The organism is Vibrio sp. 1731 (assembly GCF_033339955.1).
In the GTDB taxonomy this organism is placed as follows: Bacteria; Pseudomonadota; Gammaproteobacteria; order Enterobacterales; family Vibrionaceae; genus Vibrio; species Vibrio alginolyticus.
The window spans coordinates 1-25,974 of record NZ_JAWOVO010000032.1; the positions used below are offsets into that span (position 1 = coordinate 1).

The window sequence follows — 25,974 nt, forward strand, 5'->3', positions numbered from 1 at the left end:
GGGTGTAGCTCCAATTGGCAGAGCAGCGGATTCCAAATCCGCGTGTTGGGAGTTCGAATCTCTCCACCCCTGCCATATATCAGGCTCTGACTTAGGTCAGGGCCTTTTTTGTATCTGGTTTCTTCTCATTATTACAGCTTATTTCTACTCTTATCCCGTAAGTATGGCTTTCTGCTGTACTTTGGCAGCATTTAATCTACTGAACGAACGAAACTACAGTTAGCTGTAATGATCAGTGGCCCGAAATTTTAATAATAAAGGGGAATCACTATTTATATTTAGTTACACTCAACCGATCTGGATTAATGAGTAACTATGTATGGATATATCTCGTCGACGCTTTCTTCAATCATCCTTAGCAATCTCCGCGCTTACCGTTCTACCTGCATGTTCTCTATCTAGGAGCACTAATAAGCAGAGGCAATATATATACGATATCACTGCAGAGCCTTCTACTGCAGAATTTATCCCTGGGTTTAACACAGACGTACTCGCATTTAATGGTTCGATTCCAGCGCCTACGATTCGTTGTCGCCAAGGCGAGAAAGTTATAATTAGGTTTACTAACAAGCTTTCAGAGCCGACTACAATCCACTGGCATGGCTTGCGAATCCCTATTGAAATGGATGGTGTACCTTTCTTAAGCCAGCCGCCTATCATGCCGGGTGAAACATTCGCTTATGAATTTACACCGCCAGATGCAGGCACGTTTTGGTATCACCCCCACATGAATAGCGTTAAGCAACTTGGTATGGGCTTAGTTGGGCTAATTATCGTTGAAGAGGCTGAGCCTGTTCTATTTGATGAAGAACAGGAAATAGTTCTAAAGCATTGGCATTTAGACAAACAAGGTCAGTGGAAGAACCTTATGGTACCGCGCTTGAGCGCTCGTATGGGGACTCCCGGAGAGTGGAGTAGCGTCAATGGTGTGCATGAACCTGTTTATACGCTGAAGCAGAATGCTACCACGCGATTAAGAATTGCTAATGTCGATAACACCATTACTTACCCGATCGCTATTGAAGGTGCAGAGGCTTGGGTTATCGCTATTGATGGTAACCCTGTTAAAACGCCTTACAAGCTCACTCAGCATAAAATTGGTCCAGGAATGAGGTTAGATGTCGGATTGATTGCTCCAAAGGCTGGAAAACGTGTTTATGTGCGTCAAATGAAAGGACGCTTCCCATTCCCTTTGTGCGAGTTTGACGTTGTTGAGTCTGATCTGTCGAACAACCAGAAACTGCCTTTATTACCTCTCAACCCTGTGCCAGCTCTCGATTTGAAAAATGCAGAGCAAATCGATTATGTGTTTGAGTGGGAGGGGGCGATCACTCCTGCTGATAAATCGGGCAAAGCGATCCCCCAATTCTGGCTGATGAACAAACGGGCTTGGGAGGGAATGAGCAAAGATAATATTCCAGCGCCGCTTTCAACATTGGAGATGGGAAAAACCTATATCTTCAACCTAAAGAACGTCACCCAATATCATCATCCTATTCATCTTCATGGACACACATTTACGGTTCTTGAGTTAGATGGCAAAAAACTCGACGAACCGTTTCATACCGATACGGTCTTACTTGGAAAAAACGGCAGTGCGAAAGCGGCATTTGTTGCAGATAACCCAGGGCGTTGGATGTACCATTGTCATGTAATTGAACATATGAAGACGGGTTTGATGGGTTACATTGAAGTAAAGTGACTCCCGTAACTTTTAAAATCTTGATAAGTTTTAAGCGCTATACTTTGCTGAATTCTAAGATTGTATAATCACTATTGCCGTAAATTTGATTACAATGTCGCCATTAACTTTTCTGGGGGAATTATGGGACAACTATCCGTTTTGGGTTTTATTGCATTGGGTGGTGCATTTGGTGCATGTTCTCGTTACTTAATTTCTGAACTTTGTGTCATTTTATTGGGGCGTGGTTTTCCATATGGTACGTTAACCGTTAACGTTGTTGGCTCATTTATGATGGGCTTATTGATAGCAGCTTTCGATAATGAACTTTTGGCAACGGAACCTTGGCGACAAGTGATTGGCTTGGGTTTTTTAGGCGCACTAACGACGTTTTCCACCTTCTCGATGGATAATGTTTTGCTTATGCAGCAGGGCGCTTTCTTTAAGATGGGGTTGAACGTATTGTTGAATGTCGTGTTAAGTATTTCAGCTGCGTGGATAGGCTTTCAATTATTGATGCGCAGCTAGCAAAGTAGTTAAAAATTGAACAGGTCGGCTTGGTTTCACCAAGCCGTTTTTATATACTGACATCACTTGTCGGAGTGCCATAAGGCTGAGACCGTTAATTCGGGATCCGTTGAACCTGATCAGATTAGAATCTGCGAAGGGAACAAGAGAAGATATTCACACCGGAGTTCTTTCTGGTTGATCTATCAAAAGTCGAATGTTGTTACAGGCAAATATCGTAAGCTTTAACTAGCCTTAATTTGACTCCTCTTGTCGCATCTATCCGCCAAGCATTTTTATCCAATTACTTTTTATCTAGTATAACAAAGCAAGGAAAAATGCTATGTCGAGTCGCAAACAAGCGAGACTGGAAGCAAAACAGTTCATTGATACACTCTCGGTACAACCGTACCCCAATTCAAGCAAAGTCTACGTAGAAGGCTCACGTCCAGATATTCGTGTGCCAATGCGTGAAATATCACTCGCTGATAGCCTTATTGGAGGCACAAAAGAAGCGCCTATTTTCGAGCCTAATGAGCCAGTACGCGTTTACGATACCTCGGGTGTATACACAGATCCAGAGCACACCATAGACCTCTATAGCGGCTTACCTAAGCTGAGAGAAGGGTGGATTGAAGAGCGTGCCGATACTGAGCTACTTGATGAAGTAAGCTCGGTGTACACCAAAGAACGCTTAGAAGACGAAACACTAGACGATCTTCGTTACGGTAATCTACCACGTATTCGACGTGCCAAAGATGGCCATTGTGTGACCCAATTGCACTATGCTCGCAAAGGTATTATTACCCCAGAAATGGAATATATCGCGCTGCGTGAAAACATGGGGCGTGCCAAGTATCGCGATGAAGTGCTGAATCAACAGCATCCGGGTCAAAGCTTCGGAGCTAACTTACCAAAAGATATTACCGCCGAATTCGTGCGTAAAGAAGTCGCCGAAGGTCGCGCTATTATCCCTTCCAATATTAACCACCCAGAATCCGAACCAATGATCATTGGACGTAACTTTTTGGTCAAAGTGAACGCCAACATCGGTAACTCATCGGTCACTTCTTCGATTGAGGAAGAAGTAGAGAAGCTCGTTTGGGCGACACGTTGGGGTGGAGATACCGTTATGGATCTCTCTACTGGACGTAACATCCACGAAACTCGCGAGTGGATTCTACGTAACAGTCCGGTTCCGATCGGTACCGTACCAATGTATCAAGCGCTTGAGAAAGTGAATGGTGTTGCGGAAAACCTTAACTGGGAAGTGATGCGCGATACCCTGATTGAGCAAGCGGAGCAGGGCGTTGACTACTTTACTATCCATGCCGGTTTACTACTTCGTTATGTGCCAATGACTGCAAAACGCGTTACTGGCATCGTCTCTCGTGGTGGTTCTATCATCGCGAAATGGTGTTTAGCGCATCACCAAGAAAGCTTCTTATATACCCACTTCCGAGAGATCTGTGAAATCTGTGCTAAGTATGATGTGGCACTTTCTCTCGGTGATGGTCTACGTCCTGGCTCGGTGGCCGATGCTAACGACGAAGCGCAATTTGCAGAGCTTCATACCCTTGGTGAGTTAACCAAGATAGCGTGGGAATACGACGTACAGGTGATTATCGAAGGTCCTGGTCATGTTCCAATGCACATGATCAAAGAGAACATGGAAGAACAGTTAGATCACTGCCATGAAGCACCATTCTACACGCTTGGCCCACTGACGACAGACGTCGCTCCTGGTTACGACCATATTACTTCAGGCATCGGCGCTGCCATGATTGGTTGGTATGGCTGTGCGATGCTTTGCTACGTCACTCCTAAAGAGCATCTTGGCTTACCAAACAAAGAAGATGTGAAAGTAGGCATGATCACTTATAAGCTTGCTGCGCACGCCGCTGATTTAGCGAAAGGGCACCCAGGTGCTCAAGTTCGTGATAATGCGCTTTCTAAAGCTCGCTTCGAGTTCCGCTGGGAAGATCAATTCAACTTGTCACTCGACCCAGATACCGCGCGCGCTTTCCATGATGAAACCTTACCTCAAGAGTCCGGCAAAGTTGCTCACTTCTGTTCGATGTGCGGACCAAAGTTCTGCTCGATGAAGATTTCGCAAGAGGTACGAGAGTACGCGAAAGACACTGAGCAAGTTGCTGCGGACCAAGCTATCTCGATTAAAATGCTGGATGACCCTCTTGAGGGGATGCGTCAGAAATCGCAAGAATTTAGAGAGTCAGGTTCTGAGCTATACCACCCAGCAGCACATGCCGAGGTGAGTGACTAATGAGCAAAATCCTTATTCCGTCATCGTTGATTGAACTGACAGGTTTAGTTCAGCAATGTTTGTTGTTGGCGAAAGAACAGGGTTTTTGCATTGAAGACATTGAGTTGGGTGTGAGCCCAACTCAATCTATTCAGCTTGTTCGCGGCCAACAGACCACACACATAACGACTGATCTCATTGATGATTATGACTCTGAGAATGAGAGTTCATTTGTGCTCTATTACCGCTCTGCTTTATCGGTAGAAGCGTGTGCTAAGCAACCGTCGAAAGCGATTCATATTGGCATTGCTGATACGCAGGTATCCGATGAAAAGGAGAAAGTGTTTCAGCTTGATATCTGGCGTCACCCAATTAACAACGAAGTGAGAGCGCTTTCCGTTAAGTCCAAATTCAACGCAATGTTCAATCCTGAACATCACCTTGCTTGGATAGTAACGCTGACAGTACTCGATTTTCCTATCGAAGATGCGTTAACACTTGCTCGAGGAATGCTAACTCAGCAAGCGAATGTTTCACGTGAAACACTGTTGAATGACAACCTTGATGAGGGAAGATCTACTCGGTGGGCTGACCAATTTGATGATTTCCCCACACCTGTACTGGAGGATAACCGACTAGGTATTCAAGTTGGTTGGTCTGCACAAGGCGAGAGCGTTAGCTTTCCAACTCTGACTAAGCAAAGTCTAGGGCTCTACCCAGTCGTTGATGACGTTGCTTGGATTGAGCGTTTACTGCCACTAGGCATCAACACTATTCAACTGCGAATCAAGGACCCACAACAAGCCGATTTAGAACAACAGATCATTCGAGCAATTGAGCTAGGTCGTCAGTATCAAGCACAAGTGTTCATCAATGACTATTGGCAGTTGGCAATCAAGCATGGCGCTTATGGTGTTCACCTAGGACAAGAAGACATAGAAGAATCGAATTTGGCTCAGCTAACTAAAGCCGGCATTCGTCTTGGTCTTTCTACTCATGGTTATTATGAGCTACTGCGCATCGTACAAATTCATCCTAGTTACATCGCGCTAGGGCATATTTTCCCAACCACCACAAAACAGATGCCATCGAAACCACAAGGTTTGGTGCGCTTGTCTCTTTATCAAAAGCTGATTGATAGCATTCCTTACGGAAACACAGAGTTGGTTTTCCGTCCCGCAAAAGACAAAGCAGGTAGTGACTATGTGCTTGGCTTTCCGACGGTCGCGATTGGTGGCATTGACCAATCTAATGCAGACCAAGTTTGGCGCACAGGCGTCTCTAGTTTGGCAGTTGTGCGTGCTATTACGTTGGCAGAATCACCTCAGTTCGTTATCGAGTTTTTTGCACAACTGATGAAGGAAAGACAGCTAACGTTTACTGATCAGAATAGTGAGTTGGCGCTTAGTAAGAGAGGCGAGCATGCTCACGGATAAGCAGTTCCTTCGCTATCAACGTCAAGTCGCTCTGCCAGAAATTGCCGAAGTTGGGCAAGAGCGTTTGAGCAAATCGCATGTGCTGATCATCGGTTGTGGTGGATTGGGGAGCGCAGCGAGTTTGTACTTGGCGTCAGCGGGCGTTGGTAAATTGGTTGTAGTCGATGACGATGAAGTTGATAGCAGTAACCTACAACGTCAGATCATTTATCGTGAACAAGACCTCCAAGTTGCGAAAACAAAAGCGACTGTAAAGCAACTTACTGAACTTAATACTATGGTTCAAATTCGTGCTATCAATAAGCGATTAGACAAAGCACAGCTTCAGCTTGAGGTGATGCTAGCGGATGTGGTGCTCGACTGCACCGATAACATGCCAACGCGTCAGCTAATTAACCAAGTTTGTTTCGAGCAAAATACGCCACTCATCTCAGCGGCGGCAATTGGTTGGCAAGGGCAATTTGCTGTCTTTGATTACCAAACACCAAGTGAACAAGAAGTGCAGAGTAAAGCCTGTTACCGCTGTTTGTATCCGTTTGACGAATTACCACAAAGTCAAAAATGCAGTGAGAGCGGTGTTGTCGGCCCGGTAGTGGGCACACTTGGTAACTACCAAGCGATAGCGGCAATTCAAAAACTGGCGACGGGAAAGTTTCATGTCGAGACTGCCAAGTTGCATCTGTTTGATGGGTTGAAACTGCAATGGCAAACCATGGCGATAAGCAAAGACAAACAGTGCCAAGTATGTGCTCAGATTTAGCTTACGAGTATACGAGTAATAGGCAGAATTAAGAGAGTTGGAAGCAATGACGTTATCAGAACAACAAACAACACAAATGACCGCTGCTGACTTAGATGTGATCACTATTGTCATCAATGACCAGTCACATCGAGTTGCCAGTGAGTCGAATCTACAGCAAATCATTAGTCAATTTGCGCTACCAGAAAAGGGCTGCGTTTTTGCAATTAATAACAATGTTGTGCCGCGCAGTGAGTGGGCTAGCACAGTTCTTTCACAGGGAGATAGTATCTCTTTGTTTCAAGCGATCGCAGGGGGTTAAAGTCGATGCTTAAAATTGGTGATAAACAATTCGAATCAAGACTGTTCACGGGAACCGGGAAGTTTGCCAACAGCCGATTAATGGCAGAAGCGATTCAAGTGTCGGGATCTCAACTTGCGACTATGGCGTTGAAGCGTGTGGATGTGAACGACCAACAAGACGATATTTTGCTGCCGTTAGTACAAGCGGGTGTGAACTTATTGCCAAACACATCAGGTGCAAAGAATGCTAAAGATGCTGTGTTTGCTGCACAACTGGCGCGAGAAGCGTTGGGTACTAACTGGCTAAAACTGGAAATTCATCCAGACCCGAAGTACTTGATGCCAGATCCAATTGAGACACTTGCAGCCGCTGAACAGCTGGTTCGTGAGGGTTTCATTGTCCTTCCTTATTGTCATGCTGACCCGGTTCTATGTAAACGATTGGAAGAAGTAGGCTGTGCTGCAGTCATGCCATTAGGTGCGCCGATCGGTTCTAACAAAGGGATAGTTTCTCACGATTTCCTAGAGATCATCATCGACCAAGCTAATGTTCCTGTCGTTGTTGATGCGGGTATTGGTGCTCCTTCACATGCCGCGCGTGCGATGGAAATGGGCGCGGATGCCGTGCTCGTCAATACAGCGATTGCAGCTTCGAGCGATCCCGTTGCGATGGCGAAGGCATTTAAGTTGGCGGTAGAGTCCGGGCGTATGGCTTATGAAGCTGGACTTGCCGGTAAGGTTTCTCATGCGGTTGCGTCGAGTCCACTGACGTCATTCCTAGATGAGCTTTAGTCCTAGATTGGTTTAGCTATTAAGCGAGGAAAACATGAGCTTCGTTGAACAATTTAAGCAGCTTAATTGGGATGACATCTCGATGTCGATCTACGCGAAAACGGCACAAGATGTCGAGCGAGCATTGAATAAACCCAAGCGTGATTTGGAAGACTTTAAAGCGCTAATTTCACCAGCGGCTGAAGCGTACTTAGAGCAAATGGCGCAGCTGTCATACTCGGCAACTCGCAAGCGTTTTGGTAATACCATGTCGCTTTACATTCCACTGTACCTTTCTAACTTGTGCGCCAATGCTTGTACTTATTGTGGCTTCTCTATGGAGAACAGAATCAAGCGTCGTACTTTGAATAGGGACGAAGTGGCTGCAGAAGTTGAAGCCATTAAACGCATGAAGTTTGATAGCGTATTGCTGGTGACTGGCGAGCACGAAACTAAAGTGGGTATGAAATACTTCCGCGAAATGGTGCCTATGATTAAGAAGCGCTTTAACTATTTGGCGATGGAAGTACAGCCACTTGATCAAGACGAATACGCTGAGCTCAAGACATTGGGTTTGGATGCGGTGATGGTCTATCAAGAAACGTATCATCCTTCGACTTACGCCGAGCACCATTTGCGTGGCAACAAGATGGATTTCGAATACCGATTGGATACACCCGATCGTCTTGCAAAGGCGGGCATTGATAAGATAGGTATTGGTGCTTTAATAGGATTGGAAGAGTGGCGAACAGATTGTTTTTATGTGGCAGCGCACTTGGACTATCTTGAGCGCACATATTGGCAGACTCGTTACTCAATTTCTTTCCCACGTTTACGTCCTTGTAAGGGCGCGCTCCAACCCAAATCAGTCATGACGGATAAACAGCTTGTGCAGTTGATCTGCGCTTATCGCCTGTTGAATCCAGAAGTGGAGTTGTCATTATCGACTCGTGAATCACCAAAGTTCAGAGACAATGCATTACCGTTAGGAATCACCAGTATGTCTGCTGCATCTAAAACTCAGCCGGGTGGTTATGCGATGGATGATGTTGAACTCGAGCAGTTTGAGATCAGTGATGAGCGAAGTGCGGGTTCTGTGGAAGATATGATTCGAGCCAAAGGCTTTGATCCTGTATGGCGAGATTGGCACTCGGCGTATTCTGGTTAATCAGCAAATAAAGACACTGGTCATCGTTATGTTTCACGTGAAACATAAGTAAAGAAAAGAGGGTTGATGCAAAACATCAACCCTCTACTTTTTTCTAGCTTCTAGCTTCTAGCTTCTAGCTTCTAGCTTCTAGCTTCTAGCTGTGTGCTACTGGTAGCGTTGCTTGACGAAGCCACTCTTTCACATCACCCTCAACAAGTGGGCTGATCTCATCCCATACCTTCTGATGGTAATCATTCAACCAAGCAAGCTCTGGACGAGTTAGCATATCAACATTGATGTTGCGCTTGTCGATTGGACAGCGTGTTAGCGACTCGAATGACAGAACAGGGAAGTCACCGTTAGTTGGGGTTTCAACAACAAGCTCTAGGTTCTCGATACGGATACCAAACGCATCCGCACGGTAGTAACCTGGCTCGTTGGACAGCACCATGCCTTCTGTTAGAGGCACGTCGATTTGCTTCTTCGAAATGCTTGCTGGACCTTCATGAACACTTAGGAAGTGACCAACACCGTGACCAGTACCGTGATCGTAATCGTAGCCCTCCGCCCACAGGTGCTGACGAGCTAGCGTATCGATTTGGTAACCACGTGTGCCTTTCGGGAAACGTGCACGTGCAACACCGATGTGGCCTTTTAGCGCGAGAGTGAATTGTTTAATCATCTCTTGTGAAGGCTGACCGATCGCGATGGTACGCGTGATGTCTGTCGTGCCATCTAGGTACTGACCGCCTGAATCCACTAGGTAAAGTGTGTTCAGTTCTAGCTTGCCAGGTTCAGGTTGGTTCTCGTGATTATAGTGACACATCGCCGCGTTGCCACCTGCTGCCGAGATAGTATCGAAGCTAAGATCCATAAGTGTCGGGTCTTCGCTGCGGAACGCTTCCAGTTTGTCTGCCAGCGTCGCTTCATCATGCAGGTTACCCGCAACGACTTCAGCATCTAACCAAGAAAGGAACTTACTCATCGCTACGCCATCACGGATATGACATGCTTTCATGCCTGCGATTTCAACAGCGTTCTTTGCTGCTTTTGGCATTAGGCATGGATCAGCTTTACTCACCACAGATGCGCCAGCGTTTTGTAGAACCAGCTTAAACCACGCGTTACTTGTCGCAGGGTCAACCAGTACATTCTTGCCAGTTAGGTTTTCTAGTCGTGCTTGCAATGCTTCTGGGTGATGAACCGTCACGCCGGCACCAACATGAGCGTCAAACTCAGCAGGTAGACGAGCAGGATCTAGGAAGTATTCCACGCTTGAGTCTGAGTGCAGAATCGCGTGAGAAAGAAGAACTGGTAGACGTGATACATCTAGACCACGAACGTTGAGCAACCAACAGATAGAATCAAGTGCTGTGATCACCGCGCTGTCTGCGCCGGCTTTTTTCACGAGCTCTGCGATTTCTTGGCGCTTACTTTCACTTGATTGACCAACCGCTTCTGTTGCCATTAGGCGAACGTCAGAAACCACAGGAGCAGGGCGGTCGTGCCACAGCTCATCAATTGGGTTGCTGTCGAGAATCTTAAGCTCAAGTGCGCCAGCAAGTTTTGCTTGTGCCATGTCTAGCCAAGCAGCGTTGTGCATGCGAGGGTCGATTGCCACAGACGCGCCATTTGCAAGATGGTCTTTAATCCAATCTAGTGCAGGCTCTTCAATCAAGTGACGGTATTCGAATAGATCAGCAGGAACCTGCTTTATTACTTGTACTGTGTAGCGACCATCAACAAAGATAGCGGCTTTGTCTTTGGTGATTACCGCAGCACCAGCAGAACCAGTAAAGCCAGTTAGCCAATGTAAACGCTCGTTGTGCGCTGGTACGTATTCGCCCAAGTACTCGTCTTCATGTGGGACAAGTAGGGCATCAATATTATGTTGTGCTAGCCATTCGCGAATTGCATTCACGCGGCTTTGGGTATCGTTGTGCATCTGTGTTATTCCTTCAAATTACCGCTCCTTCATGCTCAGGTGTGGGAGCTGTTTCCATCTGCTTCATGCAGTTTACGATTCCATTGAGGTTCGCAATCACTTCAATAGAGTCGGAGTACAACTAGGCCATAGATGAGCCAAAAAGGACTACGACAGTTAAGCTACTCATTTTAGCCGCTAAGCGCAAATTGAGTGCGGTGTTTTTATCTAAGGTGATCGGTTTTTTGTGTGATCATCGTACGTAGCCAGCCTAATGCAGGGTCGTTTTCTCTATCTCGGTGCCAGAATAAAGTGTAAGCCATAGGTGGGAATTCTAACGGTAGTGGCAGCACGACCAAATCAAGCTGTTTGGCCGCAAGTTGCACAAAATGACTTGGCGCAGTAAAGATAAAGTCGGTGTATGAACATAAACTTGCGGCACTGTTAAAGTCGGGCACAGTGACGGCAATATCGCGGTCGGCGCCAATATCTGCAAGGCGATAATCTAGCAACCAACGGTCGTTGCCATCACAACGCACCTGTACATGGCGTAGGGCGAGATAGGCTTCCAGATTCCAAGGTTGTTTTAGCGCAGGGTGGTTTTTGCGAATAATGCACATTTGGTAATCACGATAAATTTCCAACTCGCAAATGTCATCGGGTGGTTGAAGAGTCAGCTTGGCATCGTTTATATCGATATCTTTTCCAGTTAAGCCTAAATCCAGTTCGCCGCGTTGAAGCATTTTAAATGTATTATCCGACCACGGGTGTGTGCTAATTGTCACGCCAGGTGCTTGTTGAAAAATCGCCGGTAAGAAATGGGGTAGAATGAGAGGGTAGACACTCTCTACCGCTGCTATTTGAAAACGGTATTCACTGCTTTGCGGAGAAAACTCTTCGGGTTGAGTCAGCACTTCTAACTGATTTATCAACAGATCCAGTTTCGGTTTAAGAAACAATGCGCGCGGCGTAGGTGTTAATCCATGTGAGTTTCGAGTGAAAAGAGGGTCATCAAATTGAATGCGCAGTTTAGCCAGTGATTTACTTACGGCGGATTGGCTTAAGCACAATCGGTGGGCCGCACGAGTAACGTTTAACTCTTCAATCAGCACTTTAAAGCAGACCAATAGATTTAAATCGATACGAGCCAGTTTTTCGACGTTCACAGTGAATTTCCTCTGAGGAATAATGCTCATGATTATACATCATTTCCATTCATATCATCAGATGATTAAGCTTTACCCAAAGTTCTTTATCCAATTCGGAGTGTTGTGTGTCTAGCCAGTTTTCTAATAGTAAAAAACAGATGGCGTTATTGACCCTTTTGGTTCTTTTCAGTCCTTTAGCGATTGATATTTATCTACCTGCTTTACCTCTTATTGCTTCCACTTTTCAGGTCGATAATGCGCTAGCACAAGACACGATCACTTGGTTCTTATTTGCTATGGGTGTTGGTCAGCTATTCGCAGGTCCCCTAGCAGATAAACTCGGACGTCGAACTGTTGCATTGGGCGGTATCACCATTTACGCGATGAGCGCTTTATTGGCGTGGAGTGCTCAAAATATTGAGTGGATGTTGGTTTCCCGACTGCTACAAGGCTTAGGTGCGTGTGCGACATCGGTAGCAGCCTTTGCAACAGTTCGCGATATCTTTGGCCCGGAAAAAAGCGGCAAAATGATCAGCTACCTTAACGGTGCGATTTGTTTCATTCCGGCTTTAGCTCCAATTCTAGGTAGCTGGTTAACTCAGCAATTTGACTGGCGTGCTAACTTTAGCTTTATGGCGGGTTTTGCTGTGGTGTCTGGATCATTGATGTTTTTCATGATGAAAGAGACTAACCCGTCAACAGAAAAGCAAGCCGTGTTTAAGCTTAGTCGGTATTGGGCAGTGCTTAGCACACCATCTTTTGTTTTCCATGCGTCATTATGCTTGATGGCGATGGCGGTTATTCTTGCTTACGTTACCTCAGCACCGTCGGTATTGATGACGGGGATGGGGCTGTCGATGAATGAATTCACTTTCTGGTTTGGTGTAAATGCGGTGATAAACATTGCGGCATGTATGCTGGCGCCTAAGTTTATGGAGCGCGTTGGAACTCACAACACCTTGGTCACCGGGATCTCAACTCTGGGTCTCGCAGGTGTGATCATGCTAGTGATGAATGGTCAGAATACCGCGCTTTCTTTCATGTTACCTATATTTATGTCTTCTGTAGGTTTTGCATTCATTCTGGGTGCAGCGGCAGGGAAAGCGTTAGAACCGTTTGGTGATAAGGCGGGCACGGCAGCTGCACTGCTTGGATTGTTCCAAATGAGTGGCTCTGGTTTGTTGGTGGGTACACTGCAACGCTTATCTCTGGATCCACAAACCTTGATCGCAATTCATATGTGGGTCCTATTACCTGCGTTGGTCGTTCTGTTTACAAAAGCAGGGAAGAACTGGCACTCGAGCTTTGCGAAAGCGTAAATCAGTGTAATTTAGTATTTTCCAATGTAAGTAAGGCGTGTATATTTGTCACTCAGACTTTTCCTGACACCATAACGGAACTCAAAAAGTAATGTCGTTAACCACGTATGAAATGGCTCGTATTCTAGAGCAAATGGAAGATTCACCAGAAAAGGTGATGTTTGGCAAGTTGCTTAATGAGCTGGGTAATCAAAGCTCCGAGCGTATTCGTAGTGCGGCGAAACAAGTACCTCTGCCAATTTTGCGTGATATCGTGTACCAATTTCAGCAAGTGATTGAGTCACGCAAAGATGAACAAGTCGAGCAGATGGCAAAAGACCTCGCTCAGCAAGGTATCTCAGCAGAAGAGCTACTGGCTTACTTGAATAAATAATAAAAAATCCCCGCATGACGCGGGGATTTTTTTAGCTCGTCATTTTCTTTTTCAGGATGTGGTCCAAAGACAGCGGTCCTGGCCCCCATACGATTACGATAAGAATCATCAATCCCCAAAGTTGGTGGTCATAAAAACCTTTCTCCCACAACAGTGGGTAAGAGATCACTGCGATGATGTTGAACACAAACAGCATTGCTGCCATCGGGCGGGTAATCAATCCCAGTGCCAAGAACACCGGTAGAACCAACTCCGCAGCCGTACCTAAATAAGCCGCCAATTCCCATGGCAAGATTGGCACTTGGTATTCCAGCTCAAATAAGTACAGCGTGCTATCCCAAGATGAGATTTTGATTAGTCCTGAATTGAAGAACACCCAGGCTACCCACAAGCGACAAAAGAGAAGTAGTAAAGGGACAAAGCCAGCTTGTAGGGTACTGATTAAATCGTCGTACCGATTCACTAAGTTTTTAACCGTATCCGTCATAGAGTGCTCCTTAGATTGATTGCAATGTAAAGCCGTCAACAATATCGAGTGCCATGATGCGATTGAGATGAGCGAGTAAAACTTCAGGTATTTCGCTCAAACTCTGCTTCTGCTCTAAACATTGCAGCAGTTGGAACACATCGGCATCGAGTGCGTGACACAAGGCTTCTCCATTGGCTTGAATCGAGATGACACCTTGCTGTAATTGGTTGATATTAAGTTGTTCGAATTGCCCAGTTTGAATCGCACTAAATAGATCGAATACTGCGTAATTGGAGTCAAAGCTGCGGCAGCCCTTTTTAAGGTGTAAGACTAAAGCGGGTTGTTGCTCTTCACTCACTTCGCCAAGTAACGCAAGCGGTTTTAATTCCGCTGCATTGGATTGCTCATACTGTGCTTGACGAGCTAGGTCGATATGCCACTCGAAGCGTGCGACTTCAGGGCTGTAAGGTGCTTGTGCGATCACCTGACTAAACTGCATGATGGTGTCTTGAAAGCCTTCGCCATAATGCACCACATTTCCTTCTTTTAATGGGTAAGAAAGAACATGCTGGCGAGCTATCTGTTCAAAGCATTCTTCACCAAGCAGCGCTTCAACCATCGGGTAGGTCGCGGACAACACTTCGCTTAAGCTGACGATAAAGTTATTGCGGTAAATTTGTATGCGTTCATCAGCGGTAAACTCATCACTGGCAATATCGCAGTCTTCACCGAGCGCTTGATAGTGCAGGGCTTTAGCAAACTGGCTTTGTAAGGTGGCTAGATTCATGATGCCTTCCTTGGTTCGCTTTGTTCACTTGGAAGTGTGCCTTGCAACAGCAGTTGCGATGCTTTCTGCGCTTCTCCTAATAAGACTTCTGGCGCGGGGATATCCAAATCCCATTCAATCAACGTATGACGTGGACCGTGTTTTTTTGTCCACTGCGCGAACAGTTGCCAAACTTCATCACTAACTGGGCGGCTATGGGTATCAATCCATATCTCACCTTTGTCGAGTTGTTTGATGGTAAAACCTGCCAAGTGAATCTCATCCACTTTGTCGGCTGGAATCGCATCTAGGTATGTGTCGCAATCAAAACCGTGGTTGAACGCCGAAACATAAACATTGTTTAGATCGAGCAATAAACGACAGTCAGTGCGCTTTTGCACTTCGGTAAGAAACTCCCATTCGCTGATGGTCGAATGTTGAAACTTCACATAACTAGATGGGTTCTCTATCAAGATCTCGCGTTGCAAATATTCCTGCACTTCATTCACGTTACGAGTGAACACGTTGAGCGCTTCTTCCGTATACGGAAGTGGAAGCAGGTCATTAAAGTAGTGACCGCCGTTTTCACTCCAACTTAAATGGTCAGAAACAAGAATTGGGTCGATTGAGTCAATCAGTGATTTAAGTTGCGCAAGATGCTTTTGACTAACACGTTCCACCGAACCTAGCGACAAACCAATACCGTGGCAGCTAATTTGATATTGCTCGCGAAGCGTTTGTAGCTGATGGCGCTCTGTTGCATTGGGTTGGAAATAGTTTTCACTGTGGATTTCTAACCAAGACAACTCAGGCTGGGATTGGCTAAAGTAATCGAGGTGAGGGGTTCTTAATCCAACTCCAACAAGGTCGTGGAAGGTGTGGTGTTTCATGTGAAACTCCTTTTCAAATCGTGCGGGAAGAGAAGGATGCGTCTTGGCTTTGCGTTGGTTGAGCGTCAACGCATCCTCACAATAGCTAGCGATAAAAGATTATGAAGAAGAAGTGCTACCGCCAGCGAGTTTGTCACAAAGACCTTTTGGTACGACTACGAATGCGTCTTTTTGGTTATCTTCTTTAGAAGTACCAGCGCATGAGCTGCTTTTTGTTGCACAGTCGTTTTTACCTGCTTTAGAAACGCCATAGCACTTTTCTTTTTCAGCAGCGACAGCTGGAGCTGCAGTTAGCATTGTGCCACCAAGAGCTAGAAGACCAGTAACAGCAGCAGTAACAGCTAGATTCGACTTTTTCATAATAAATTCCTCTGAATGATTTCCTTTACTTTAAGTTGGCAAGATGAATCGCCTGTTTTGGCGTTTTTGTTATCAACTTGCTTAACTTAAAAGATAGGAAACTGGCTAAAAAACTTTCAGAAAAATTTCTGAAGTAAATGGGTTTGTAGGGTCAAATAGATATAACTAATTGATGTATTGGGCAAAAAAACATCGATTTTTTTATCAAGTTTTGTCTAAACAGCACCCGGTTGTTTAGGTTATAATCGGTTTTTATGTATAAATAACCAGTAGCTCTCATCATGATGGATCCATCTCTATTACTCGACGGTTTGAACGATAAACAACGTGAAGCCGTTGCAGCACCTCTAGAAAACTTGCTCGTTCTTGCTGGCGCAGGAAGTGGTAAGACACGCGTTCTTGTTCACCGTATCGCTTGGCTGATGTCGGTCGAGCAAGCTTCTCCGTTTTCAATCATGTCGGTAACCTTTACCAATAAGGCGGCGGCAGAGATGCGTGGACGTATCGAAGAGCTAATGATGGGCAGTGCAGGCGGTATGTGGAATGGTACTTTCCACGGCATTTGTCACCGTATTCTGCGAGCACACTATCTTGATGCGAAGCTACCGGAAGATTTCCAAATCATTGACAGTGACGACCAGCAGCGTCTGCTAAAGCGTTTGATCAAAGCGCAAAACCTCGATGAGAAGCAATGGCCTGCACGCCAAGTGGCATGGTGGATTAACGGTAAGAAAGACGAAGGTCTGCGTCCGTCGCACATTGATGCGTACCATGATCCAGTAACCAAGACATATCTGCAGTTGTACACCGCTTACCAAGAAGCGTGTGATCGTGCTGGTTTAGTCGATTTTGCGGAAATCTTGCTGCGCGCACATGAGCTACTGCGTGATAACAAGTTCGTCCGTGAACACTACCAAGCACGCTTTAAGCATATCTTGGTGGACGAGTTCCAAGATACCAACAACATTCAATATGCTTGGCTACGTATGATGGCGGGTCCTGAGTGTCACGTGATGATCGTAGGTGATGACGACCAGTCGATTTATGGTTGGCGTGGTGCAAAAGTCGAGAATATTGAGAAGTTTACGCTCGAATTCCCAAGCGTAAATACCATTCGTCTTGAGCAAAACTACCGTTCAACCAAGACCATTCTGGAAGCATCTAACACCCTGATTGCGAATAACACCGAGCGTATGGGTAAAGAGTTGTGGACGGATGGCGTGGTCGGTGAGCCTATCTCGGTTTACAGCGCTTACAACGAATTAGATGAAGCCCGTTTTGCGGTGAACAAAATCAAAGAGTGGCAAGACAAGGGCGGTGCTCTGAATGACGCTGCGATGCTTTACCGTAACAACGCCCAGTCGCGTGTTCTGGAAGAAGCGTTAATTCAAGCCGGTCTGCCTTATCGTATCTATGGCGGCATGCGATTCTTCGAACGTCAGGAAATCAAAGATGCCTTGAGCTACATGCGTCTGATTGCCAACCGTAACGATGATGCGGCGTTTGAACGTGTGGTGAATACGCCAACGCGTGGTTTGGGCGATAAGACGCTTGAAACCATCCGTTTTGCGGCTCGTGATCGTGGTTGCACCATGTGGGAAGCGAGTGTGGCAATGTTGGACGAGAAGGTTCTTGCTGGTCGCGCTGCTGGTGCTCTGAGCCGTTTTATCGAGCTTGTCACCGCGCTAGAAGACGACACCTTAGAGATGCCGCTGCATCACCAAACTGACCATGTGATTAAATACTCGGGCTTGTTCGCGATGTACGAGCAAGAGAAGGGCGAAAAGTCTAAGGCACGTATTGAGAACTTGGAGGAATTGGTGACCGCAACTCGCCAATTCGAGAAACCAGAAGAAGCCGAAGACATGTCACTGCTGACGGCATTCCTAACCCACGCAGCACTAGAAGCGGGCGAAGGACAAGCGGACGAATTTGAAGATGCGGTTCAGCTCATGACATTACACAGTGCGAAAGGTCTAGAGTTCCCATTGGTGCTTATGGTCGGTGTGGAAGAAGGCATGTTCCCAAGCCAAATGTCGGCAGAAGAAGCAGGGCGCTTAGAAGAAGAACGCCGTCTGTGTTACGTAGGCATGACCCGTGCGATGCAGAAACTGTACATCACTTATGCTGAAATGCGTCGTTTGTACGGTCAGGATAAATACCATAAACCGTCTCGCTTTATCCGTGAACTGCCAGAAACTTGTTTAGATGAAGTACGAATGAAGGCGCAAGTTAGCCGTCCTTCAAGCAGTGGTCGATTTAGCCAAACTGTTGTGAAAGAGAGCTTTAATGAAACCGGCTTTACGCTAGGTTCTCGTGTGATGCATCCAAAGTTTGGTGAAGGCACCATCATCAACTTCGAAGGCAGTGGTCCACAGAGCCGTGTACAGATTGCCTTTAACGGTGAAGGCATCAAATGGTTGGTAACTGCTTACGCACGACTAGAGAAACTGTAAGGCTTGACCAAAACTCATACCAATCGTAGTAAATAACTGGTCATTCTAGCTTGTTAAAATACTCGATAACTGCGTTGCAATTTTTGATTGTAGAATAACTACTTATCGAAAAATTGCGCCTTGTTCTCAAGCATTTTCCCTACGCTATTTCTGATCGCTTATTTACTGTGATTGGTATCATCAACTTAAGAGCTGCTTCGGCGGCTCTTTTTGTTTGTGCAGTTTTGGTGTCGCTAACGTAGGAAAAAATGGAATGATAAATGGATTTCGAAAGCGCGATTTAACTATACCGTTTGAAGTGAAAGGTGGGCGTTGTGGGTGAATGTCTGCTTTCAGAAGAGCTGCTAAGAAAAACTTTAGGCAAAGAAAAACCCCGAGGGCTTGCGCCCATCGGGGTTATAGTCTTACTCGCAGCAATCCAGCTACTAAGAGTGCTCCATGCACCTAATCCATGATAGTGTGCTGAATCCGTCAGCTTAATCCTTACGTCGCCTTCCTAGCGGTGTCCTTAATGACCTTATCCTGGTCTGCTAACTATCCTCGTTAGCTCTCATCACTTGTTCCCTGAGCGGTGTCCCTGACATCATCCTGATGTTCAAATCCTTGCCTCGTCCAGAGGTGTCCATTTCCCGTCCTTAGTAGCAACCATCCTAGTCACTATTGATTCCGTTCAATGTCCAATTTTGCAATCCATGCCCGACTATTCATCCTGAATAACCGTTTCTTCTTCCTGAAGTTCACCAAGTCCGTGGTGTTTCCTGTTCCGTGTCAGCATCCTTCCGACAGGTTTAATATTACGTGTTTAACGATTTCCAACAACGGGCTAATCTCACATTTTTTAACTCTCTTAGCGTTCAAAAAAGATACATGAGTATTAAATTCAATGGCTTATGCTCTTTTCTGTACGGTTTTACCATTAAAAAAGAGAGGTTTGCTCAACCCTTTGTGAGAGATCTCGCACAAGGGGTCGAGCGAAAGACTCTTACTGCCCGATAGCGGCACCTTCACGTCTTGGATCCGCAGCGCCTTCAAGACCGTCTTTTGTTATTCGTATCGCATGCAGACCAGAGTTCAAATCCCGAACATCGGTTTTAAAGCCCATCTTCTCCAGAGCAGGCTGTAAGCCCTCTGCGGCGGTACCTTGCTCAATATCTAAGGTGCCAAAACGGTTCAGCAATCGTGGCTGATTAATCGCGCTTTGGATGTCCATATCCCATTGCGTGTGGGCGATAATGGCTTGTGCGACGTAACCAATAATGCGGCTGCCACCCGGTGAGCCAATTGCCATGTAAGGCTTGTCATCCTTCATCATAATGGTTGGTGCCATAGATGAACGTGGGCGTTTGCCCGGTTCTAATCGGTTTGCGATTGGCACACCATCTTGATGCGTGCGGAAAGAGAAATCGGTCAGTTCGTTATTGAGCAAGAAGCCGCGTACCATCAAGCGTGAGCCAAAGGCGTTCTCGATGGTTGTTGTCATTGAAACCACATTGCCTTGCTTATCGACGATATTGAAATGGCTGGTGGAAGGCAGCTCGATCGATTGGTCCATGCTTAAGTTCATGGCGTGCGACCAAGGAGGATTACCGGCTTCAGCCTTACTCAAGGCTTTACCGACTTGAATGAGCTCAGCACGTTGTTTGAGATAATCTTTATCAAGCAAGCCTTCGGTTGGCATTGGCACATAATCTTGGTCAGCCATGTATTTACCACGATCCGCGAACGCAAGGCGCGATGCATCGGCGATCACTTGCCATGATTTCGCGCTTTCGGCTCCCCAACCTTTAAGATCGTATTGCTCGGTGATCGCGAGAATCTGTCCAACCGTCAATGCGCCAGAGCTAGGTGGTCCCATGCCGCAGATATCATAGCTTTGGTAAGCCGCACAAACCGGTTCACGTTGCTTGATTTGGAACGCATCAAAGTCAGGTTGTGCCAATACGCCAGGATTGCCCGGTGCATTTTGTACGGTCTTGATGATGTCTGTGGCGATATCGCCTTGATAGAAAGCTTTTGCCCCTTGCTCTGCAATTGCCGTCAGAGTTTGCGCGTATTCAGGGTTCTTCAACAACGTGCCTTCGGCTTTTGGTGAGCCGTCTGGATTGAAGAAGTAAGCCTTAGTCGCAGGGAAGCGTGATAGGCGCTTAGCATCTTTCTCAATCAGACTCGCGAGGCGAGGACTGACTTCGAAACCTTGCTCAGCCAAGGTAATCACGGGTTGGATTATCTTCTTCCATTCCAACTTGCCGTATTTCTGGTGCGTGTCCCACAGCAGTTTCACTGTACCAGGAGTGGCAACGGAACGCCCACCGACAACCGCATCGTAAAATTGCAGTGGTTGTCCTTTGTCATCTAGGAAGAGTTTCGGCGTTGCGGCGAGCGGTGCGGTTTCGCGTCCATCATACGTAGTCAGTTTTTGTTTCTCACTGTCCCAATACACTAAGAAGGCGCCACCACCAATGCCTGATGATTGCGGTTCTACCAAGCCCAGCATCAGCTGCACGGCAACCATAGCATCAATAGCATTACCACCTTGGGCAATAACATCCGCACCAGCTTGGGTTGCAATTGGGTTAGCAGCGGTAACCATATAATCTTTCGCTTTGATCAATTGTTTTTGCTCGAAGCCAGTGCTGTGCTCCGGCGCAACCGCATCTGCTGCTTGGTTAGCAAAGACTGAGGTAGATAAGATTAGTGGGGAAGTAAGAAAAAGACCCGTGGTCACGAGTCGGTTGAACGTCCAATGCATGATGACTCTCCATGTTGCCAGTTTTGTGCTTTGAGCTTGGCAGTTATGGAGAGTCACGTCGAGTCAGCAATCTTAGAAATGTCGATTGTGCTACGCTTTTAAATCAGTACTTTATCCGATAAAAGTATTGATAGTTTGGTATAGAATACTGCCGCCCACTAGAGTAAATACCACGCCGCATAGACCGTCGATGTAGATACCCGCTTGTTGCAATTTACGCTGTAAGCGCTGTGTCGACAGCATCCATGCAAGGCTAGAGAACCAGAATAGCGACAAGCCAAACAGGATGACCAGTGCAATACCTTTGCCAGTAATCGACATACCTGCTGGGACTAAACTCGACATCAAACTGACAAAGAACACCAGGGCTTTTGGGTTAAGAATGTTGGTCGCAAACCCTTTAGCAAACGCTTGACGCTTATTGCTGATCACTAGGTTATTTTGCTTCTTAGGTTGATCCGTCAGTGGGTTTTGGATCATCGAGATCACGGCACGCAATGCGCCAATTCCCAAGTAGAGCAGGTAACTACCACCGAGCAGTTGTACCACGGAATACAGCACTGGGTGCTGGTGGACGACAAAACTCACACCTGTCAGGCTGAACAAAGAGTGCAGCAAAATACCGACGGACAATCCCAACGCAATGTACAAGCCAGTTTGACGACCATGACGCGTCGCATTTTGTACGACCAGCGCAAAGTCCGGACCTGGACTCATTAGGGCAATAAAGTGAATGCTGACGAGTGTCAGCAATATGGTGGATTCATTCATAACACATCTCAAATTTAACCAATGCGGCTATTGTCGTGGTAAGTCACCTGTGGCGCTTGTAAAAAACTGACAGCTTTCTCGGTAAATGAAATTAACGAGCCACTTGAGAAGGGGAAACGCCGTAGGTCTGTTTAAACGCTTTGCTGAAATGCGCTTGATCATAGAAACCGATTTGATGAGCGACGTCGGTACCACATTGACCAGCTTGCAGTAACTTCATGCCTTGTTCAAGGCGCAGGCGTGCGAACCATGCATAAGGCGTCATGCCAGTTTGCGCTTTAAAGTGGCGCTGGAACTGAGTTGGGCTCAGTTGGCACAGCTCTGAAAGTGAATCCAAACGCACCGCTTGGTCAAGGTTAGCCATTAGATAATCTTTTAACGTCCCAAGCGATTGGTTTCCTAGCGGCACCACTTTTTGTCGCTCAAGCGATCCGTAGCGATCAAAAAGTTGGTTAAATCCTTCAAAAGGAAGGCAATCTTTGGTGAGTTGGCTGAGGTTTTCACGACGAAGCAGCCCGTGTAAGTTACTAAGTTGTGAAAATATCTGCGGATCCGAGATGATCAGTTCGTTGAAGTGTATTATTTGACCGTTTTGCTTAAGATCAGCCAGATCGCTCAATAGATGAGGTTCGATCGCAAACACATTTACTTCGTAGCCACTCTCGAGCTTAGATTGCCCGTCGTGCAGCTCATCCGGCGGCATAATCACAATTTGCCCGTGACCAACTTGGTGGCTATTACCTTGGTATTGGAACTTCTGCGCACCATGCGTGATCAGGCCGAGATGAAAATCCAGATGGTAATGCCTTTGAAAAGCAAATTTCTGGTATTTCGCCTCTATTAGACTCAAGTTGTCATGGTCGGTTGCGTAGTACTGAATATGTTCCATTAAATAAAAAAGCTTGGTCACATTATGACCAAGCTTATCTGGCAATTTCTAACTTGTCTTGTAAAAAACGATCACTGTGGCTGAACGATTCGGCGTGAGCGACGGTTATTACGTAATCCATCAAAGCTAAACACGACTAGTGCTCCCCAAATAAAGACGAAAGTGATCGCTTTATCCATGGTAAAGGGTTCGCCATACATCAATACTGCAAGTAAAAACATTAAGCTTGGGCCTATATATTGGAAAAAGCCCAAAGTCGATAATTTGAGTCTTGTTGCTGCACCCGTAAAGCAGAGCAGTGGCAGGGTTGTTATAACCCCAGCCGCGATCAACAAACTATTTAACGTAAGTGGATTCGTAAGCATATTTGAGGTTGGTGTATCGGCAACAAAAAGCAAATAAACAGCGGCCACTGGCAGTAGAAGTAATGTCTCGATAAACAAGCCAGTTTTTGCATCGACACTGACTTTCTTTCTTAATAAGCCATAAAAGCCGAAGCTTATTGCTAACGCCATCGCAACAACAGGTACGGAGCCAAATACAATCAGTTGAACGAGTACGCCACAACCTGCCAATACAACCGCGAACCACTGTAATTTACGCAGTCGCTCACCAAGGAAGACCATCCCGAGTAAGACGTTGATCAGTGGGTTAATGTAATAACCTAAGCTGGCGTCGAGCATATGATTCGAGTTTACCGCCCAAATGAAAATCAACCAATTACCGCCAATTAGCATGGAACTTGCGATCAGGTAAGCGATTTTCGTTTTGTCTTTCGCGATGTGGTAAGCCGAGCGCCAGTGACGGCCAAAATGGAGGAGTGCAGCAAGCAAAAAGAAAGACCATATCACTCGGTGGCTTAGAATTTCCAAAGGAGATACTTGTGCGATGGACTTAAAGTACATCGGCGCAATGCCCCACATGGTATACGCACCAATCGCTAGCAAGATACCTTGCCGCGCGCGTTGTTGTTCGTCTTCTGGTGTCATGAAGTGTCACCTAATTGTGTGTTTTATAGAGCAGAAAATCAGTATACGAGTCGTGATGCGAAACACCTAACAATTTGCGGTTTTATTCACCATGAAACCCCATTACAATGTGCCCTCACTTTGTGTGCCAGTGGTATGCATAAGCACCTCTTTTTTAAGACCCAATCTGAGACTTTTCATGACCTCGACCTTGTTAGCCGAACAATCTGATTCGCCTGTAACGCCTCAACGTGTGTTGGAGGATGTGTTTGGTTACCAAGAGTTCCGTGATGGTCAGCAGTTGGTGATTGATGCCGCGGTAGAAGGTCGCGACAGCTTAGTTATCCTGCCTACTGGTGGCGGTAAGTCGCTGTGTTATCAAATTCCTGCTTTGGTTCGCTCTGGCATTACTTTGGTGATCTCTCCACTTATCTCGCTGATGAAGGACCAAGTGGACCAGCTTAAAGCCAACGGTGTAGCGGCTGAGTGCATTAACTCGACCATGCCTCGTGAAGAGCTGCTCAGCGTGTATAACCGTATGCACACAGGTCATCTTAAGTTGGTGTACGTCTCGCCAGAGCGCGTATTGATGCGTGACTTCATTGAGCGTTTGGAAAACTTGCCGCTATCGATGATTGCTGTCGATGAAGCGCACTGTATTTCCCAATGGGGACACGATTTTCGTCCAGAATACGCCGCGCTTGGTCAGCTTAAGCAGCAGTTTTCCCATGTGCCATTTATGGCGCTGACGGCGACCGCAGATGACGCAACGCGCCGAGATATTCTTGAGCGTCTGCAACTGAATAATCCAGAGGTTTACCTAGGCAGCTTCGACCGTCCTAACATCCGCTACAACTTAGTTGAGAAGCACAAACCGGTTTCGCAAATCGTTCGTTATCTTGAAACCCAAAAGGGTAATTGCGGCATCATCTATTGTGGTAGCCGTAAGAAAGTTGAGATGGTGACAGAGAAGCTATGCAACAACCACATTCGTGCTGCTGGTTATCACGCAGGTATGGATGCCGATGAGCGCGCTTATGTTCAAGAAGCTTTCCAACGTGATGACATCCAAATTGTCGTGGCGACCGTGGCATTCGGTATGGGCATCAACAAACCAAACGTTCGGTTTGTGGTTCACTTTGATATCCCGCGTAACATTGAATCCTACTATCAGGAAACCGGTCGTGCAGGGCGTGATGGTTTACCTGCGGAAGCGATGATGTTGTATGACCCAGCGGACATCAGTTGGCTGCGCCGTATGTTGGATGAGAAAGACGATGGTCCACAGAAGCAGGTGGAAACCCACAAACTGAATGCGATGAGTGCCTTTGCTGAGGCGCAGACTTGTCGTCGTCAGGTGCTATTAAATTACTTTGGTGAGTATCGTGAGAAGCCATGTGGCAACTGCGATATTTGCTTAGATCCACCGAAACACTTTGATGCCACGGAAGAAGCGCGTAAGGCGTTATCTTGTGTCTATCGCGTTAATCAAAGCTTTGGTATGGGTTACGTGGTAGAAGTGCTACGTGGCATGCAAAACATTCGTGTACGTGAAAACGGCCACGATAAGATTTCTACCTACGCGATAGGTCGCGATCATAGCCACGATTACTGGGTGAGTATCTTCCGTCAGTTAATCCACAAAGGGCTGTTGTTTCAAAACATCACGCGTAACTCAACGCTGCAACTTACCGAAGAGGCGCGTCCGCTGCTGCGTGGCGATGTGACTCTGGAGTTAGCGGTTCCGCGTTTAGACACCGCAGCACGTGCGGCTAAATCAGATAAACTGACCAGCAAGAACTACGACAAAAAGCTGTTTGCTAAGTTACGTAAGCTGCGTAAGTCGATTGCTGATGAAGATGGTTTGCCACCATACGTGGTCTTCAGTGACGCAACTTTGATTGATATGGCGGAAATTCTGCCAACGTCTTACGGCGAAATGCTGGCAGTCAGCGGCGTTGGTCAGCGCAAACTGGAGAAGTACGCCGACCCATTCCTCGATTTGATTCAAGAACACATTACTCACCACGGATAAGGAACCA

At 46.4% G+C, this 25,974-nt stretch carries 22 protein-coding genes and 1 riboswitch; of the genes, 12 read left to right on the top strand and 10 right to left on the bottom strand.

All coding sequences use genetic code 11. The features are described from left to right. Positions 1 to 319: 319 nt before the first annotated feature. From R7035_RS23185 to thiH, 8 genes are all read left to right on the top strand, one after another. On the top strand, positions 320 to 1,702 hold the full coding sequence (locus R7035_RS23185) for a multicopper oxidase family protein (RefSeq protein ID WP_132937344.1): 1,383 nt from the start codon (positions 320 to 322) through the stop codon (positions 1,700 to 1,702). A gap of 123 nt (positions 1,703 to 1,825) precedes the next feature. Further along, entirely contained in the window at positions 1,826 to 2,209 is a 384-nt protein-coding gene (gene crcB / locus R7035_RS23190; protein ID WP_005378811.1) for a fluoride efflux transporter CrcB, read from the top strand. Between the two features lie 60 nt (positions 2,210 to 2,269). Then, positions 2,270 to 2,368, top strand: a riboswitch (TPP riboswitch). 163 nt (positions 2,369 to 2,531) lie between these two features. Further along, entirely contained in the window at positions 2,532 to 4,472 is a 1,941-nt protein-coding gene (gene thiC / locus R7035_RS23195) for a phosphomethylpyrimidine synthase ThiC (protein ID WP_262652249.1), read from the top strand. Further along, positions 4,472 to 5,887, top strand: coding sequence for a thiamine phosphate synthase (locus tag R7035_RS23200; RefSeq protein ID WP_186584586.1), 1,416 nt, complete (start codon positions 4,472 to 4,474; stop codon positions 5,885 to 5,887). Before thiC ends, R7035_RS23200 begins: the two co-directional genes overlap by 1 nt. Next, entirely contained in the window at positions 5,874 to 6,647 is a 774-nt protein-coding gene (locus tag R7035_RS23205) for a HesA/MoeB/ThiF family protein (RefSeq protein WP_017821777.1), read from the top strand. The genes R7035_RS23200 and R7035_RS23205 overlap by 14 nt, the downstream gene beginning before the upstream one ends. Before the next feature lie 46 nt (positions 6,648 to 6,693). Then, complete coding sequence (thiS, locus tag R7035_RS23210; protein ID WP_017821778.1) at positions 6,694 to 6,948, top strand: sulfur carrier protein ThiS; 255 nt, start codon at positions 6,694 to 6,696, stop codon at positions 6,946 to 6,948. 5 nt (positions 6,949 to 6,953) lie between these two features. Then, positions 6,954 to 7,721 carry a thiazole synthase gene (locus R7035_RS23215; RefSeq protein ID WP_005397059.1) on the top strand — a complete coding sequence of 256 codons (768 nt, stop codon included), beginning with the start codon at positions 6,954 to 6,956 and terminating at the stop codon, positions 7,719 to 7,721. Between the two features lie 34 nt (positions 7,722 to 7,755). Further along, positions 7,756 to 8,868 carry a 2-iminoacetate synthase ThiH gene (gene thiH / locus R7035_RS23220; protein WP_005386233.1) on the top strand — a complete coding sequence of 371 codons (1,113 nt, stop codon included), beginning with the start codon at positions 7,756 to 7,758 and terminating at the stop codon, positions 8,866 to 8,868. 136 nt (positions 8,869 to 9,004) lie between these two features. Here thiH and R7035_RS23225 read toward each other — a convergent pair whose 3' ends face one another. Next, on the bottom strand, positions 9,005 to 10,795 hold the full coding sequence (locus tag R7035_RS23225; RefSeq protein ID WP_132937341.1) for an aminopeptidase P family protein: 1,791 nt from the start codon (positions 10,793 to 10,795) through the stop codon (positions 9,005 to 9,007). A 203-nt stretch (positions 10,796 to 10,998) separates the two neighbouring features. Then, the gene (locus R7035_RS23230; RefSeq protein WP_005378791.1) at positions 10,999 to 11,940 is read right to left on the bottom strand and encodes a LysR family transcriptional regulator; all 942 of its coding nucleotides are present in this window, start codon (positions 11,938 to 11,940) and stop codon (positions 10,999 to 11,001) included. Positions 11,941 to 12,047: 107 nt separating this feature from the next. Between R7035_RS23230 and R7035_RS23235 the strand changes: the two genes are divergently transcribed. Then, positions 12,048 to 13,241 carry a multidrug effflux MFS transporter gene (locus tag R7035_RS23235; RefSeq protein ID WP_005382927.1) on the top strand — a complete coding sequence of 398 codons (1,194 nt, stop codon included), beginning with the start codon at positions 12,048 to 12,050 and terminating at the stop codon, positions 13,239 to 13,241. 91 nt (positions 13,242 to 13,332) lie between these two features. Next, a complete protein-coding gene (locus R7035_RS23240) occupies positions 13,333 to 13,614 on the top strand; it encodes a hypothetical protein (protein WP_005378786.1) in 282 nt (93 codons plus the stop codon). Positions 13,615 to 13,645: 31 nt separating this feature from the next. Here R7035_RS23240 and R7035_RS23245 read toward each other — a convergent pair whose 3' ends face one another. The 4 genes from R7035_RS23245 to R7035_RS23260 all read right to left on the bottom strand — a co-directional run bounded on the left by R7035_RS23245 (position 13,646) and on the right by R7035_RS23260 (position 16,099). Next, on the bottom strand, positions 13,646 to 14,101 hold the full coding sequence (locus tag R7035_RS23245; RefSeq protein WP_005378784.1) for a DoxX family protein: 456 nt from the start codon (positions 14,099 to 14,101) through the stop codon (positions 13,646 to 13,648). Between the two features lie 10 nt (positions 14,102 to 14,111). Further along, positions 14,112 to 14,870 carry a DNA-binding domain-containing protein gene (locus R7035_RS23250; protein WP_005378782.1) on the bottom strand — a complete coding sequence of 253 codons (759 nt, stop codon included), beginning with the start codon at positions 14,868 to 14,870 and terminating at the stop codon, positions 14,112 to 14,114. Next, the gene (locus R7035_RS23255; RefSeq protein WP_005378781.1) at positions 14,867 to 15,739 is read right to left on the bottom strand and encodes a DUF692 domain-containing protein; all 873 of its coding nucleotides are present in this window, start codon (positions 15,737 to 15,739) and stop codon (positions 14,867 to 14,869) included. Before R7035_RS23255 ends, R7035_RS23250 begins: the two co-directional genes overlap by 4 nt. Before the next feature lie 99 nt (positions 15,740 to 15,838). Further along, a complete protein-coding gene (locus R7035_RS23260) occupies positions 15,839 to 16,099 on the bottom strand; it encodes a DUF2282 domain-containing protein (RefSeq protein ID WP_005378779.1) in 261 nt (86 codons plus the stop codon). Positions 16,100 to 16,380: 281 nt separating this feature from the next. Here R7035_RS23260 and uvrD point away from each other — a divergent pair, with 281 nt between their 5' ends. Continuing rightward, positions 16,381 to 18,555, top strand: a complete 2,175-nt coding sequence (gene uvrD / locus R7035_RS23265) for a DNA helicase II (protein WP_186584588.1) — start codon at positions 16,381 to 16,383, stop codon at positions 18,553 to 18,555. A 982-nt stretch (positions 18,556 to 19,537) separates the two neighbouring features. On the opposite strand, the gene ggt is transcribed toward uvrD, so the two are convergent. The 4 genes from ggt to rarD form a co-directional block, all read right to left on the bottom strand. Beyond that, the gene (ggt, locus tag R7035_RS23270; RefSeq protein ID WP_064354413.1) at positions 19,538 to 21,304 is read right to left on the bottom strand and encodes a gamma-glutamyltransferase; all 1,767 of its coding nucleotides are present in this window, start codon (positions 21,302 to 21,304) and stop codon (positions 19,538 to 19,540) included. A 111-nt stretch (positions 21,305 to 21,415) separates the two neighbouring features. Further along, positions 21,416 to 22,075, bottom strand: a complete 660-nt coding sequence (locus R7035_RS23275) for a LysE family translocator (protein ID WP_258481777.1) — start codon at positions 22,073 to 22,075, stop codon at positions 21,416 to 21,418. A 91-nt stretch (positions 22,076 to 22,166) separates the two neighbouring features. Further along, positions 22,167 to 22,964, bottom strand: a complete 798-nt coding sequence (locus R7035_RS23280) for an AraC family transcriptional regulator (RefSeq protein ID WP_005382915.1) — start codon at positions 22,962 to 22,964, stop codon at positions 22,167 to 22,169. Positions 22,965 to 23,035: 71 nt separating this feature from the next. Further along, a complete protein-coding gene (gene rarD / locus R7035_RS23285) occupies positions 23,036 to 23,953 on the bottom strand; it encodes an EamA family transporter RarD (RefSeq protein WP_258481776.1) in 918 nt (305 codons plus the stop codon). Between the two features lie 178 nt (positions 23,954 to 24,131). Here rarD and recQ point away from each other — a divergent pair, with 178 nt between their 5' ends. Continuing rightward, positions 24,132 to 25,967, top strand: a complete 1,836-nt coding sequence (gene recQ / locus R7035_RS23290) for an ATP-dependent DNA helicase RecQ (RefSeq protein WP_005451195.1) — start codon at positions 24,132 to 24,134, stop codon at positions 25,965 to 25,967. Positions 25,968 to 25,974 lie beyond the last annotated feature (7 nt).